At 67.8% G+C, this 14,114-nt stretch carries 11 protein-coding genes; all 11 read left to right on the forward strand.

Features of this window, described 5'->3' with window-relative positions:
- Positions 1-137: 137 nt before the first annotated feature.
- The 11 genes from VEW47_07580 (at position 138) to VEW47_07630 (ending at position 14,111) form a co-directional block, all read left to right on the forward strand.
- Positions 138-1,379: an FtsX-like permease family protein gene (locus VEW47_07580; protein HYS05039.1), complete on the forward strand. Its 1,242-nt coding sequence runs from the start codon at positions 138-140 to the stop codon at positions 1,377-1,379.
- A complete protein-coding gene (locus VEW47_07585; GenBank protein ID HYS05040.1) occupies positions 1,372-2,112 on the forward strand; it encodes an ABC transporter ATP-binding protein in 741 nt (246 codons plus the stop codon). Before VEW47_07580 ends, VEW47_07585 begins: the two co-directional genes overlap by 8 nt.
- 38 nt (positions 2,113-2,150) lie before the next feature.
- The gene (locus tag VEW47_07590) at positions 2,151-4,574 is read left to right on the forward strand and encodes an ATP-dependent Clp protease ATP-binding subunit (protein HYS05041.1); all 2,424 of its coding nucleotides are present in this window, start codon (positions 2,151-2,153) and stop codon (positions 4,572-4,574) included.
- A 49-nt stretch (positions 4,575-4,623) separates the two neighbouring features.
- Positions 4,624-7,782, forward strand: coding sequence for a POTRA domain-containing protein (locus VEW47_07595; protein ID HYS05042.1), 3,159 nt, complete (start codon positions 4,624-4,626; stop codon positions 7,780-7,782).
- A 77-nt stretch (positions 7,783-7,859) separates the two neighbouring features.
- Entirely contained in the window at positions 7,860-8,483 is a 624-nt protein-coding gene (locus VEW47_07600) for an OmpH family outer membrane protein (GenBank protein HYS05043.1), read from the forward strand.
- An 11-nt stretch (positions 8,484-8,494) separates the two neighbouring features.
- Positions 8,495-9,565: a UDP-3-O-(3-hydroxymyristoyl)glucosamine N-acyltransferase gene (gene lpxD, locus VEW47_07605; protein HYS05044.1), complete on the forward strand. Its 1,071-nt coding sequence runs from the start codon at positions 8,495-8,497 to the stop codon at positions 9,563-9,565.
- 31 nt (positions 9,566-9,596) lie between these two features.
- A complete protein-coding gene (fabZ, locus tag VEW47_07610; GenBank protein ID HYS05045.1) occupies positions 9,597-10,073 on the forward strand; it encodes a 3-hydroxyacyl-ACP dehydratase FabZ in 477 nt (158 codons plus the stop codon).
- Positions 10,070-10,855, forward strand: a complete 786-nt coding sequence (lpxA, locus tag VEW47_07615) for an acyl-ACP--UDP-N-acetylglucosamine O-acyltransferase (GenBank protein HYS05046.1) — start codon at positions 10,070-10,072, stop codon at positions 10,853-10,855. Before fabZ ends, lpxA begins: the two co-directional genes overlap by 4 nt.
- A gap of 11 nt (positions 10,856-10,866) precedes the next feature.
- The gene (locus VEW47_07620; protein HYS05047.1) at positions 10,867-11,847 is read left to right on the forward strand and encodes a Gfo/Idh/MocA family oxidoreductase; all 981 of its coding nucleotides are present in this window, start codon (positions 10,867-10,869) and stop codon (positions 11,845-11,847) included.
- Positions 11,844-12,938, forward strand: coding sequence for a serine hydrolase domain-containing protein (locus VEW47_07625; protein ID HYS05048.1), 1,095 nt, complete (start codon positions 11,844-11,846; stop codon positions 12,936-12,938). Before VEW47_07620 ends, VEW47_07625 begins: the two co-directional genes overlap by 4 nt.
- A gap of 27 nt (positions 12,939-12,965) precedes the next feature.
- Entirely contained in the window at positions 12,966-14,111 is a 1,146-nt protein-coding gene (locus VEW47_07630; GenBank protein ID HYS05049.1) for an energy transducer TonB, read from the forward strand.
- The last annotated feature ends 3 nt before the right edge of the window (positions 14,112-14,114 follow it).

A 14,114-nucleotide genomic window follows, 5' to 3' on the forward strand; every position in this document is an offset into this window, starting at 1 on the left:
CCATTATGCCTCGACAGGCCCCCGGTCGGCGTGGATGAATCGGCGCCTCTGCTTCCTTGATTTGTATCAGTCGGCGCAGTAACATCGGCCGCCTTCGAGCGCCTTCCCGGGCGCTCTCACGTGGGGCTGCCCTTTCCATGTCCTACCCTGTGTTCATCGCCGGACGTTACCTGCTGGCGCAGCGCAAGCAGGCCATCATCTATGTCATCTCCCTCATCTCGGTCCTGGGGGTCATCGTCGGCGTGGCGGCGCTCGTGGTGGTCCTGGCGCTGATGACCGGCTTCCAGGACCAGATCCAGGACAAGATCTTCGGGGCGAACGCGCATCTCACGATCTTCTCCTCGTCGAGCGGCCGGCCGCTGGACGACGCCCCGGCGGTGCTGCAACGCCTCAAGGAGTGCGAGCCGGTCGCGGCGGCGGGGGCGGTGGTCTACGAGAAGGGAATGGCGACGAGCGAGCTGAACGCGGCGGGCGCCGCGGTGCTCATCAAGGGGATCGACCCGCAGACGGAGCGCGGCATCACGGAGCTCGCGTCGCAGGTGCGCGGAGATCTCGGCGTCCTGTCCCTGCCGGGAGCCGGCGGACGCGAACGCGCCATCCTGGGAAAGGACCTGGCCCTCAACCTGGGTGTGGGTCCGGGCGACGTGGTGCGCGTGATCATCGCGCAGGCGAACGTCACGCCATTCTTCAGCGTCCCCCGGAGCCGGGAGTTCGAGGTCGCGGGCGTGGCCGACGCCGGCTTCTACGATTACGACAGCAGCCGGATCTACATCTCGCTCGCGGCGGCCCGGCGTTTCGTGGGGCTCCAGCCGGCACAGGCCAGTGCAATCGAGGCGCGGGTGAAGGCTCCCCAGAGACTGCAGGAGGCGTCGCAGGCCGTGCAGAAGACACTCGGGTCCGGCTATTACGTGAACGACCTGATCCGGATGAACAGGACATTCTTCTCGGCCCTGCGGTTCGAGAAGCTCGGCATGTCGATCGCCATCGGCCTCATCGTCCTGGTGGCGGCGCTCAACATCATCTCGATCCTCATCCTCATGGTCATGGAGAAGATGCGCGACATCGGCGTCCTCCTGGCGATGGGGGCGACGTCCCAGGGCATCCGGCGCATCTTCCTCATGCAGGGCCTGATCATCGCGGCCCTCGGCACCGGCGCGGGTATCGTCCTCGGAATACTCCTCGCCTGGATCCTGGACCGCTACCGTCTGATCGCCCTTCCGGTGGACGTCTACTTCATCCCGTACGTGCCGTTCCATATCCGCCCCCTCGATGTCGTGACGGTGGCGGTGGCCACGGTGGGAGTGTCGTTCCTGGCGACGCTCTACCCTTCCTGGAGAGCGGCGCGCCTCGACCCGTCGGAGGCCCTGCGCTATGAGTAGCCCGGCGGGCGAGCCGATCCTGCGTTGCGCCGATCTCTGGAAGTCGTTCGGTCCGGAGGGACGGCGGGTGGAGGTGCTGCGGGGCCTTGACCTGGAGGTGCGGCGCGGGGAGATGGTCGCCGTCCTGGGAGAGTCGGGCACCGGCAAGACCACCCTTCTGCACCTGATCGGCGGCATCGATCGCCCGGACCGGGGCTCGATCCTGTTCCGGGGCCGCGACGTCGCCGCGGCCGGCGCGCACGAGCGGGCCGTCTATCGCAACCGTGACCTGGGGTTCGTGTTCCAGTTCCATCACCTCCTGCCGGAGTTCAGCGCCGTCGAGAACGCCATGATGCCCCTCCTGATCCGCGGGGAGGAGCGGCGCCGGGCCCGGCAGCGCGCCCTGGCGCTGCTGCAGGAGCTCGGGCTCCTCGACAGTGCCGACAGGCGGCCCACGGAGCTGTCGGGGGGCGAGCAGCAGAGGGTGGCGGTGGCGCGCGCCATCGTCGGCGGTCCGGCCCTGCTCCTGGCCGACGAGCCGACGGGCAATCTGGACGAGAGAAACGCCGAGGCCGTCTTCGCGCTCCTCTTCGACCTGCACCGCCGGCGCGGCATGACCACCCTGTTCGTCACCCACAGCGCCCGACTGGCCTCCAAGTGCAGCCGTGTCCTGAGGATGGAGCACGGTTCCTTGACGGATCCGGCGGGCAGCCGGTACAATGTGCAAGCAGGAACCACGCAGGTTCCCCGCTGAAAATTACGGACGGATCGGAACAGTCGGGCGGGCGGGATATGTTCGAGAAGTACACGGAGAAGGCCAAGAAGGTCCTGTTCCTCGCCCGCTACGAGGCCAGCCAGATGGGGAGCAAGGTGATCGGCTCCGAGCACCTGCTCCTGGGACTGATCAAGGAAGGCGACGACCTGGTCCGTGATCTGTTCGGCCGCTCCGGTGTCAACCTGGAGCTGCTGCGGGCCGAGCTGGAGGCCCGCGGACCGTCGGGGGAAAAGCAGGCGGCCCCCATCGAGATCCCGTTCAGCGAAGAGACCAAGAAGATCCTGGCGTGCGCCGAGGAGGAGGCGGAGCGCCTCCTGCATCCGTACGTCAGCGACGAGCACATCCTGCTCGGCCTCCTGCGCGTCGAGGACTCCGCGGCCGGCCGCATCCTGGCCGAGAAGGGGATGCGTCTGTACGCCCTGCGCGAGGACACGGTCGCCGTGTGGAAGCAGCGGGCGCTGCCGAAAAAGGTCAAGGAGACGCCGTTCCTCAACGAGTTCGCGCGCGATCTCTCGGAGATGGCGGCGCGCCAGGTGTTCGATCCCCTCATCGGGCGCGAGAATGAGCTGCAGCGGATGATCCAGGTGCTGTCGCGACGGCGCAAGAACAGCATCGTGCTCCTGGGCGAGCCCGGCGTCGGCAAGACGGCGCTCGTCGAGGGGCTGGCGCAGAGGATCGCCGAAGGGAGCGTGCCGGTGTCCCTCTCCCGCAAGCGCATCCTGGCTCTCGATCTGTGCCTCATCGTGGCCGGCACCAAGTACCGCGGCCAGTTCGAGGAGCGCCTGAAGGGGATCATCTCCGAGATCATCGGGAACGAGGACATCATCATCTTCATCGACGAGATCCACTCGCTCATCGGGGCGGGCTCCGCGGAGGGCTCGCTCGACGCGGCCAGCATCATCAAGCCGGCCCTGTCGCGCGGCGAGGTGCAGTGCATCGGTGCCACCACGCCTAAGGATTATCACCGTTACATCGAGAAGGACCGGGCGCTGGTGCGCCGCTTCCAGCCCATCCGCCTTCACCCGCCCACGGAGGACGAGACCCTCCTGATCCTGAGCGGCGTCAAGGAGCGCTACGAGAAGTTCCACCAGGTCCGCTACACGGAGGAGGGGCTGCGCGCCGCCGTCTCGCTGTCCAACCGCTACATCACCGATCGCTTCCTTCCCGACAAGGCGATCGACGTGATCGACGAGGCCGGGGCGCGCGTCAAGCTTCGCCGGCGCATGAATTACCGCGAGATCCGGGACCTCGAGCGTGACATCGAGCGCGCCGTCAGCAGCATGAAGAATTACCTGTTCCGCAAGGACTTCGAAAAGGCGGTGAAGCAGCACGACGAGGAGATCCTCCTCAGGAAGAAGTACGACGAGTTCAAGGTGCGCGAGGAGGAGGAGCGCCGCGCCGTCCTCGAGGTGACCCAGGAGGACATCGAAGAGGTGATCTCCAAGTGGACCGGGATCCCGATCTCCTCGGTGAAGAAGGAGGAGGCGGAGCGGCTCATCAGGATGGAGGAGTTCCTGCACCGGCGCATCGTCGGGCAGGATGAGGCGATCTCGGCCCTGGCGCGCGCCACCCGGAGGCAGCGCGCGGGGCTGAAGAACCCGCTGCGGCCGGTCGGCTCGTTCATCTTCCTGGGTCCGACCGGCGTCGGCAAGACGGAGGTGGCCAAGGGGATCGCCGAGTTCCTGTTCGGCGACGAGAAGTCGCTCGTGCGCTTCGACATGTCGGAGTACATGGAGAAGCACGCCATCGCCAAGATGATCGGCTCGCCCCCCGGCTACGTCGGCTACGAGGAGGGCGGGCAGCTCACCGAGCGCGTGAAGCGGAGGCCCTACAGCGTGATCCTGCTGGACGAGATCGAGAAGGCCCACCCCGACGTGCTGAACGTCCTCCTTCAAGTCCTGGAGGACGGCCAGATCACCGACGCCTTCGGAGACACGATCGACTTCAAGAACGGCCTCGTGGTGATGACGAGCAACATCGGCTCCCAACTGATCCAGAAGGGCCGGTCCATGGGATTCCGCAGCCCGGACGATCGGCAGCGCGACTACCGCGAGCGCCGCGATCTGGTGCTGAAGGAGGTCAAGACCGTCCTCAATCCCGAGTTCATCAACCGCGTCGACGAGATCATCGTCTTCGACGCGCTGTCGGATGACGACCTGCTGGCGATCGCCCGCTTGATGATCAGCCAGCTCAACGCCAGCCTGGCGGATCGGGGGGTCCGCCTGACGCTCACCGACGAAGCGTACCGCTGGCTGATCGACAAGACGTGCAGCGATCGTTCCTACGGCGCGCGCCCGCTCCGCCGTGCCATCCAGAAGAATATTGAGGATGCCCTGTCGGAGAGTCTCATTCTCGGAAAGTTCCCCGAGAACGGGGAGATCGAGATCTTCGTCGATCAGGAGCGGCTGGCCTTCCGGGAGCCGATCGAGATCGCCCGCTGATACCGAATCCCGCCACTACCGCGCCCGTACGGTGCCGCTAGGAGACCGCGTGCCGCGCGCCGTACGTGTCTGCCCGCCGGTGTTCGCAGCGATCCTGGCCCTCGCCGTCCCTCTGACCATCATCCGGGGCGCTGTCCCGCTCGCCGCTCCGGATGGACAGGTCGCGACCAGCGCTCAGGAGGCCTCCCCGGGGCCCACGCCAGCGGGCGCCGCGCCGCCCGGCCCGGCCCCGTCACCCACCCCGGCCCCCCCGGCCGAGGCGGCCCCCTCCCCGCAGGACAAGAACCGCGGACCCGAGACGGGGCCGCAATCTCCGGAACCCGGACCCGGGGGAGAGCCGGAGGGGGCCACGGCACCGGAGGCCCCGGCCGGCGGAGGGAAGGGAGTCATCGGACGGATCGTCGTGGACGGCAACATCCGGGTGTCGGACACCGCGTTCTTCAACAGCCTGCACCTCAAGTCGGGCGACCCGTACGACGAGCGCGCCATCCAGGACGAGTTCCGCCGCCTCTGGGACCTGGACCTCTTCGACGACATCAACGTCGAATCGCGCAAGCGCGAGGGGAACGTCTACGACTTGATCTTCCACGTGCGCGATCGGCCTCTGGTGGGGAACGTCGCGTTCGTCGGCATGAAGGCCGTGACCGAGGCCAACATCCAGGAACGGCTGAACCAGGCGAAGTGCGAGGTGAAGCGCGGGCAGCCGGTGGACTTCTCGGTTCTCAGCCGAGCGGAGGCGGCCATCGAGCAGCTCCTGGCGGAGAAGGGGTACCTGCAGGCGCGGGCCAAGGCGCGCCTGACCCCGGTCGGCCAGGGGCAGCGCGAAGTGACCTTCCACATTCGCGAGGGGGCCAAGACCAAGATCAAGAAGATCGACTTCACGGGGAACACGATGTTCACGGACCGGCGTCTGCGCAAGATGCTGAAGCTCACCAAGCAGGCCTTCTGGCTGACTTCGTGGGCCTCGTCCAAGACCCTCTATCATCCGGCCAAGTTCGACCAGGACGCGGAGAACATCCGCACGTCGTACAAATCGGTCGGCTACCTCGACATCGCCATCCAGCCCGAGATCGTGGAGCTCGTGGGCGGCAAGCCCAAGAAACCACAGGGCACCCCCAAGAGCCTGACCCTGGTGGCGCCGGGCACGACACCGGGCGCGCAAGGACTCGAGGATGAAGACGAGGAGGACTTCGAGGAGCCGCCCCCCGCCCCGGCTCCGCCGGGCGAGACGGAGAAGCAGCGGACCCGGCGTGTCAAGGCCGAGCTGAAGGCCAAGAAGAAGAGCGAGACGCCGCCGAAGAAGTGGGTGCACCTCACCGTTCCGATCGACGAGGGGGCGCAGTACAAGGTCGGCAAGATCGACATCGAAGGGAACAGCGTCTTCAGCGGACCCGAGGTGATGGCGCGGGTGCCTCTGCGCGCGGGCATGGTGTTCAACGACTCGGCCCTCAAGTTCGGCACCAAGCGGCTGGAGGAGGACTACGGCGAGCGGGGGTACTTCTACGTGTCGATCGATCCCCGGATCGACAAGCATGAGCGCACCGCCGACCTCACCCTGGCGATCACCGAGGACAAGAAGTACTTCGTGGATCGCATCGAGTTCGGCGGCAACACCACGACGCGCGACGGCGTCCTGCGGCGGGAGATGCCTCTGACCGAGGAGGATCTGTTCAACGTGCGCCGCATGCGCCTGGGGCTGCGCAAGATCGCCCAGCTCGGATACTTCCAGGTCGGCGACGACCCGGCGGTGAAACCGAAGGGGGAGACCGACCACGTCGACATCCTGGTGCAGGGCGTCGAATCGAGCCGCAACGAGATCCAGGTGGGCGGCGGCGTCTCCGGACTGGAGGGAGGGTTCTTCCAGGCGTCGTATTCCACGCGCAATTTCCTCGGCCGGGGGGAGATCTTCTCGACCTACGTCCAGACCGGCACGCGCGCCAACCGCTACTCCTTCAACTTCACGGAGCCGTGGTTCCTCGGACACCCCTGGACGCTGGGGTTCTCCCTGTTCCGGCGCCAGACCGACTACACCGGATTCCGCCAGATCGGCAGCGGCGGCACCCTCTCCCTCGGGCGGCTGCTCGGCGTATTCAGCCGGTTCGACGTGGCCTACGGCTACGAGAACGTGGATCTCCTGACGACCACGGCCGGGTTCCCGGTCAACCGCCAGAACAGCGCCACGAGCAGCCTCACGACGCTGTACACCGTGGACACCCGCAACAATTACTTCCGCCCGACGCGCGGCTACCGCGTGCAGGGGAGCATGGAGTATGCGGGAGGGTTCCTCGGCGGGGACAATTTCTTCTACAAGCCCCGATTCGACGCCACGCTGTACCTCCCCGGTCTCTCGCGCAAGCATTACATCGGGCTGAACGCCGCCTACGGGTACGTCTCGCCCTTCGGAGGGCGCGTCGTGCCGGTCTTTGAGCGCTACTTCCTCGGAGGCGAGAGGTCCCTGCGCGTATTCAAGAGCCGCACGGTCAGTCCGGCGCGGCGCGACGTCGACGTCAACCACAACGGATTCATCGACACTCCGGAGGATCGCAACCCGGACGGGGTCTTCGAGCCCTGCGAGGATCTCAACGGCAACGGGGTCCAGGACAAGAACGAGCCGGACCGTGGCAATTGCCTTCTCGATCCAGCCGAGGACGCCAACAACAACGGCATTCTCGACACGGAGGACCTGAACCACAACGGGGTCCTCGATCCGGGCGAGGACAAGAACGGGAACGGAATCCTGGACACCGAGGACAGAAACGGAAACGGCCGGCTCGATCTGGGCGAGGACCGCCCGGACGGGATCTGGACCCCGTTCTGCCCGGCGGACGATCCGAACATGAACGGCAAGCAGGATCCGGGCGAGTTCGACAACGGCAACTGCCGCCTCGATCCGGGCGAGGACACGAACGGGGATGGCGTCTTCGGCACCGTGTTTCCGGGTGGCAACCAGTACATCCTGCTCAACGCCGAGTACACGGTTCCGCTGGCCGACGCGGTCGAATTCGCCCTGTTCTACGACGCGGGCAACGCCTTCGACGACGGGCAGAAGATCCGGCTGAACGACATGCGCGTCGACTACGGCTTCGAGCTGCGCTTCTACCTGCCGGTCTTCCAGGCGCCCCTGCGTCTGATCTACGGCTTCATCCAGAACCCGCAGAAGGGCGAGGACCCCAGCAACTTCATCTTCAGCATCGGCACCACTTTCTAGGAGGCCCGCCGCCCATGTACGCCCCGGATCTCTGTGGTATAGTCATGGCCCGCTGTCGCGAGTCAAGGAGACCCTCGATGCCACGATGGTTGTGCGGCCCCTTGGTCTGTCTGCTCCTCACCTTCGGCGCCACGTCCCTGCCCGCGCAGCCCGCCGAGCCGCCGAAGGTCGGCGTCTTCGATCCGGAGACCGTGTGGAAGCTCACCGAGGTGGGCAAGAAATACAACCAGGACCTGAACGACGCGCGCGACCGCCTGCAGGCCGAGATCGACAAGAAGCAGGCCGAGATCGACGCCCTGAAGGACAAGCTGCGCCAGCAGCAGCAGAGCCTGAGCGAGGACAAGGCCGCGCAGATGCAGAAGGACATCCAGAACAAGATGATCGAGCTGAACCGGCTCAACGACGACGCCACGCGGGAGATGAAGTCCCAGCTCAACGACGTCCAGAACCGCTTCCAGCAGATGCTCGTCGAGACCCTCGAGGTCTACGGCAAGGAAAGGAACTTCACGCTGGTCCTCGACAAGAGCGTCATCGCCTACAACTCGCCCCAGGTCGACGTCACCCAGGACCTGATCCAGAAGTTCAACGACATGCACAAGGCCGCGGCCCTGCCCGCCACCGGGAAGGCCCAGCCCAAGAAGACCCCCGAAAAGCCGAAGGAGGCGCCGAAGGATGCGCCGAAGCCGCCGGGGGGCCGCTGAAGGACGCTCCGTTGGGAGCCTACACGCTGGGTGAGATTGCCTCCCGTGTCGAAGGGACCGTGCGCGGCGACTCCAGTCGCACGGTCTCCGGCATCAAGCCGCTCGACCAGGCCGGCCCCGAGGACCTCAGCTTCGTGGCGCATCCGCGCTACCGGCGGGCCGCCGAGGGGTCCCGCGCCGCCGGCCTGATCGTGAGCGAGGAGGGGATCGCCCCGGGGCGCAACCTGATCCTGGTCAAGAACCCGTACGTCGCCCTGGCCGCGGCGATGGGCCTCTTCTACGAGCAGGCGCGGCCGGCGCCCGGGCTCAGCCCGCAGGCCGTGCTGGGAGAGGGGACGCGTATCGGGCGGGACGTCTCGATCGGACCGTTCGTCGTCACCGGTCGCGACTGCTCGATCGGGGACCGCGCCGCCCTCCTGCCCGGTGTCGTCCTGGGCGACGATGTGCGGATAGGCGAGGACACGGTGCTGCACCCGGGTGTCGTGGTCTACTCCCACTCCGTTCTGGGGGCGAGGGTCATCGTGCATGCATCCAGCGTCGTCGGCAGCGACGGCTTCGGCTATGCAGAGGCCGCCGGAGCGCGGGCCAAGATCCCCCAGGTCGGCAACGTCGTGATCGAAGACGACGTGGAGATCGGCGCCTGCACGACCATCGACCGGGCGACGTTTGGCAGTACGATGGTCGGGCGCGGAACGAAGATCGACAACCTCGTGCAGATCGGCCACAACGTGTCGATCGGCGAGGGCTCTGTGCTCGTGGCCCAGTCGGGGATCGCCGGCAGCACGCGTCTCGGCCGCGGCGTGATCGTGGCCGGGCAGTCGGGGGCGGCGGGGCACCTCGTACTCGGGGATCGTACGGTGGTCGGGGCCAAGTCGGCGGTCCTGCAGGACCTGCCGGCCGGCTCCTTCGTCGTGGGGCACCCGGCCTCGGACCATCGCGAGTGGAAGCGAAGCCAGGCGGCTCTCCGCCGCCTGCCGGATCTGCTGCGGGCCGTCGCCCGCCTGGAGCGCGCCGCGGGTCAGGGCAAGAGCGGTCGTCCGTCGGCGAAATCAGCGCGGGCGCGCCGGGCGCGACGCTCCTAGACAGCGCGGCGCGCAGCGCGACGAGGGGGACATGGACGAACCGCAGGGCGTCCTCGACATCCGCCAGATTCTTGCGATCCTGCCGCACCGGTATCCCTTCCTGCTGGTGGACCGGATCGTGTCGATGGAGGAAGGGCGGAAGGTGGTCGGGATCAAGAACGTCACGTTCAACGAGCCGTTCTTCCAGGGACACTTTCCTGGAAATCCGGTGATGCCGGGAGTCCTGATCGTCGAGGCCATGGCCCAGGTCGGCGCGGTGCTGCTCCTGCGCGGTGTCCCGGACCGCGAGCGCAAGCTGGTGTATTTCGCCGGCATCGACCGCGCCCGGTTCAGGCGCCCGGTGACACCGGGCGATCAGGTGCGCTTCGAGGTGGAAGTCCTGAAGCTGCGCTCGCGTTCCGCCCGGCTGCGAGGTGAGGCGTTCGTGGACGGAGGCCTGGTCGCCGAGGCCGAGCTGTTCTCGTCCATGGTCGATCGGGACGGCCCCGCGCAACCGGAGGTCCCATGACCGCCCCCGCCGGACTCCATCCCACCGCTCAAATCGACGCGGGGGCGCGCCTGGGTGACGGGACGACGGTCGGAGCCTTCAGCGTCATCGGCCGCGACGTGACCGTCGGGCCCGGCTGCGAGATCGGCCCGCACGCGGTCGTCGAGGGCCCCACGGTGATGGGCGCCCGTTGCCGCGTCTTCCCCTTCGCGTGCATCGGAATGGCGCCCCAGGATCTCAAGTACCGGGGGGAGCGGACCACGATCGAGATCGGCGACGACAACATCTTCCGGGAGGGAGTGACGGTTCATCGCGGTACCGTGGGGGGAGGTGGGGTGACGCGGATCGGGTCGGGGAATCTCCTGATGGCCCAGACGCACGTCGCGCACGATTGCCGCGTCGGGAGCCAGGTCATATTCGCGAACGCCGCGACTCTGGCCGGGCACGTCGTGGTCGAGGATGGAGCCACGATCGGGGCGTTCTCCGGCGTGCACCAGTTCTGCCGAGTCGGTGCGCATGCCTACATCGGAGGGTACTCGGTCATCACGCAGGACGCCCTGCCCTACGTCCTGACCGTCGGCAACCGCGCCAAGAGCTTCGGCATCAACATGGTCGGACTGGAGCGCAAGCAGTTCGCTCCGGAGGCGATCCAGGCTCTCCGGCAGGCGTACCGCATCCTGTTCCGCTCGCGGCTCACCCTCCAGGAGGCTCTCGATCGCCTGCAGGCCGAGTTTCCGGCCCAGCCGGAGGTGCAGACCCTGGCCGCCTTCATCCGCGGAAGCCGCCGCGGCGTGATCCGCTGAAGGGCGGCTTCATGGGGACCTCCGGCCGCCGCCCGGTCCGTGTCGCGGTGATCGGTGTCGGCAGCCTCGGTCAGCACCACGCGCGGATCTACGCCGGCCTGGAGGAGGCCGACCTGGTGGCGGTGGTGGACGCCGACCCGGATCGCGCCGCCTCGGTCGCCTCGCGCCACGGCGTTCCCGCCCTGAGCTCCTTCACGGACCTGCCGAGCGACCTCGAGGCGGTCAGCGTGGCCGTACCGACCTCGGCGCACGCCCCGATCGTCGAGGCGTGCCTGCGGCGCGGCCTGGCGGTCCTGGTCGAGAAGCCGATGGCCGCGAGTCTCGAGGAAGCGGTCTCCATGACGCGGCAGGCGGAGCGCGCGGGGAAGCTCCTCCTGGTCGGCCACACGGAGCGCTTCAATCCGATCGTGCGGGCGGCGCGAGACCGCGTGCGCGACCCGCGCTTCATCGAGACACACCGCCTGGGGGTGTTCACCGCGCGCAGCACGGACGTGGACGTCGTCCTGGACCTGATGATTCACGACCTCGACGTGATCCTCAGTCTCGTGCCGTCCCCCATCGCCTCGATCGACTCGGTGGGAGTGCACGCCTTGACCGACAAGGTCGACATCGCCAACGCCCGGTTGCGATTCGAGAACGGGTGTGTCGCCAACGTCACCGCCAGCCGGATCAGCACCGACCGGGTCCGCAAGCTGCGCGTCTTCGAGGCGGACTCCTACCTGTCCATCGACTACGCCGGACAGGAGGGGGTGATCTACACCCTGAAGCGCGCGGCGGGGGCGCCGCCGGAGATCGTCCGCGAACAGCTGTCGGCGGATCGCGAGGAGCCGCTCCTGGTGGAGCTGCGCGCCTTCGTGAGCCGCGTGAGAGGAGAGGATGCCCCGGGTGTGTCGGCGGACGAGGGCCTGCGCGCGCTCGAGACCGCCCTGCGGATCGTGGAGCAGATCGCCGCGGCCGGCCGCCCTGCGGGGGGCCGGGACGGCGTCCGGTGAACGGCGACGTCCGTGTCGAGGAGTACCTCCGCGCCCACGTCGAGGCCGGCGACTTCCCTGGAGCGTCCTACCTCGTCGCCGAGGAGGGTCGTGTTCTCGCGGAGGGAGCTCTCGGCCTGGCCGTGGTGCGTCCGCGGCGAATTCCGGCCGCGACCTCGACCCTCTACGACCTCGCGTCCCTCACGAAGCCTTTCGCGGGGGCGCTCCTGGCGGCGCGACTCGCGTCGGCGGGCCGGCTGCGCTGCGAGGATCGGCTGGTGCGCCTCCTGCCGGAATGGGACCGGGAGGATGAGGCCTCGCGCATCAGTCTCCTCGATCTCCTCACGCACCGGTCCGGTCTGCCGGCCTGGAAGCCGCTCTACGTCCACGCCACCGGCCGGGAGGAGTATCTCCGGTCCCTGAAAGACCTGGCCCTGGATCGGCCGCCCGGCGCCCGGGTGGTGTATTCGGACCCCGGGTATATCCTGCTGGGGTTCGCGCTGGAGCGAGCGGGCGGAGCGTCTCTGGAGCGTCTGTTCGCGGAGATGATCACCGGCCCTCTGCAGATCACGGACCTGCTCTACCGACCCGAACCGGCCCTCCAAAGGCGCATTGCCGCGACCGAGGAGGGAAACCGGAAAGAGCGGCTCCTCGCCGGGCCGGAAGGGGATGGTTACAATGGTTGGCGCGCGGAGGTGGCCTGGGGTGTGGTGCACGACTTGAACGCCCGCGCTCTCGGCGGGATCAGCGCCCATGCCGGCCTGTTCGGGACGGCGCGGGCGGTCCACCTGATGGCGCGGGAGGTCCTGGGCCCGGGGACAGGGCTCCTGGAGGAATCGCAACGCCTGCTCATGAGCACCAACCTCACTGCGGGGCTCGGAGAGGACCGCTCCCTGGGGTTCCTGCTGGCCTCGAGTCCCGGCACCGCCGCGGAAGGGGCGCTGTCGCGCCGGTCGTTCGGGCACACGGGGTTCACGGGAACCTCCCTGTGGATCGATCCGGACGCGCGGCGCATCTACGTTCTTCTGACGAACCGGGTGCACCCCGAGTTCCGGGAGACGGACATGAACGCCATCCGCCGCGGATTCCACCAGATCGCCGCGGCCCTGTAACGCCCTGAAGTCCCCGGGTGAAGCACCATGGAATTTCTGTCCCTGAGCGAGCCTGTCGAGACGCCGACCCTCAAGGTCGGCCGATCGGAGGCCGTCCTCCTGTCAATCGGGCTGCACCTCCTGCTGCTCCTGCTCGTCATGTTCGGGCCGATCGCGGCCTCCAGATTCCTGCCGCAGTCGATCATCACCTTTCTCTCCCCCCGCCTCCCGCCGGCGCGGCCCGAGCCGCCCGCGGCTCTGGCGGGCGGGCCGGCCCCGGCGCCAAGACAGTCCGAGAAGCGGAACATTCCGTTGAAGTTCGCTTACGTGAGCGTCCCGCACGACGAGGCGAGCAGCAAGAACCCCACAGCACCGCTCGCGTCGGACAAGGATCGCCGGGCGCGTCAGGAGACGCGCACGCCGCCCGACGCCAAGCGATTCTCCATCGATCCTCACTCGGAAGGGACGTCGATCGACAGGGTCAAGCCGGATCCCAAACGCGCGCAGGGAAGGGAGGATGTCGAGGCGCAGAGCCGGGCGCGCCGCGGGTCGTCGTCCAGCGGGGACGGCGCGACGGGGACCGGGGCAGTCGCCCGCAACAGCACCCCGCAGATTGCCTCCGCGCCGAGACCGGACGGGCCGCGCGCGCAGGGAAGATCTCCGGAGAGCGCGCCGGGAAGACAGGCGGCGCCCGGCCGGGAGGGGAGCCCTCTGGTTGATCCCGGCGTACCCGAGGGGACCGCCGAGCAGGGGGATGACCCGCGCGAGAGCCTGAAGCAGGCGCTCTCGGATCTCAAGGCCGGAGAGTACAAGTTCCAGTTCAACAATCCGGCGTACCTGCGTGGCGGCAGCTACGGCACCATGTCGTTCGACACGCAGGGATTCCCGTGGGGCGACTACGCCCGCAGAATCTATCTCGTCATCCGCAACAACTGGTACGCACGGATTCCTCTGGCCGCGCAGAACGGGATCCGCGGATGGGTCTGCCAGCGCTTCGTGATAGAAAAAGATGGAGCGATATCGAGCGTGCAGGCCGTGCGTCCTTCCGGTGTCGCTCCGTTCGACCGGGCGTCGGCGGACGCCTTGACCAGCAGCAGCCCTCTCCCGCCGCTGCCGCCGGACTTCCCGGAGCCCAGGGAAGGCGTGACCTTCTGCTTCTACTACAACATGTACCCGGAGGAGGATGGGGAGTAATCC

The sequence above is a fragment of the Candidatus Dormiibacterota bacterium genome (assembly GCA_035635555.1).
In the GTDB taxonomy this organism is placed as follows: domain Bacteria; phylum Acidobacteriota; class Polarisedimenticolia; order Gp22-AA2; family Gp22-AA2; genus Gp22-AA3.

Excerpts from the sequence above, each read along its gene's own strand:
- VEW47_07600 (HYS05043.1), top strand. The coding sequence starts at position 7,860 with ATGCCACGATGGTTGTGCGGCCCCTTGGTCTGTCTGCTCCTCACCTTC.
- VEW47_07620 (HYS05047.1), top strand. The coding sequence starts at position 10,867 with ATGGGGACCTCCGGCCGCCGCCCGGTCCGTGTCGCGGTGATCGGTGTC.
- VEW47_07630 (HYS05049.1), top strand. The coding sequence starts at position 12,966 with ATGGAATTTCTGTCCCTGAGCGAGCCTGTCGAGACGCCGACCCTCAAG.
- VEW47_07590 (HYS05041.1), top strand. The coding sequence starts at position 2,151 with ATGTTCGAGAAGTACACGGAGAAGGCCAAGAAGGTCCTGTTCCTCGCC.
- VEW47_07580 (HYS05039.1), top strand. The coding sequence starts at position 138 with ATGTCCTACCCTGTGTTCATCGCCGGACGTTACCTGCTGGCGCAGCGC.
- lpxA (HYS05046.1), top strand. The coding sequence starts at position 10,070 with ATGACCGCCCCCGCCGGACTCCATCCCACCGCTCAAATCGACGCGGGG.
- fabZ (HYS05045.1), top strand. The coding sequence starts at position 9,597 with ATGGACGAACCGCAGGGCGTCCTCGACATCCGCCAGATTCTTGCGATC.
- VEW47_07585 (HYS05040.1), top strand. The coding sequence starts at position 1,372 with ATGAGTAGCCCGGCGGGCGAGCCGATCCTGCGTTGCGCCGATCTCTGG.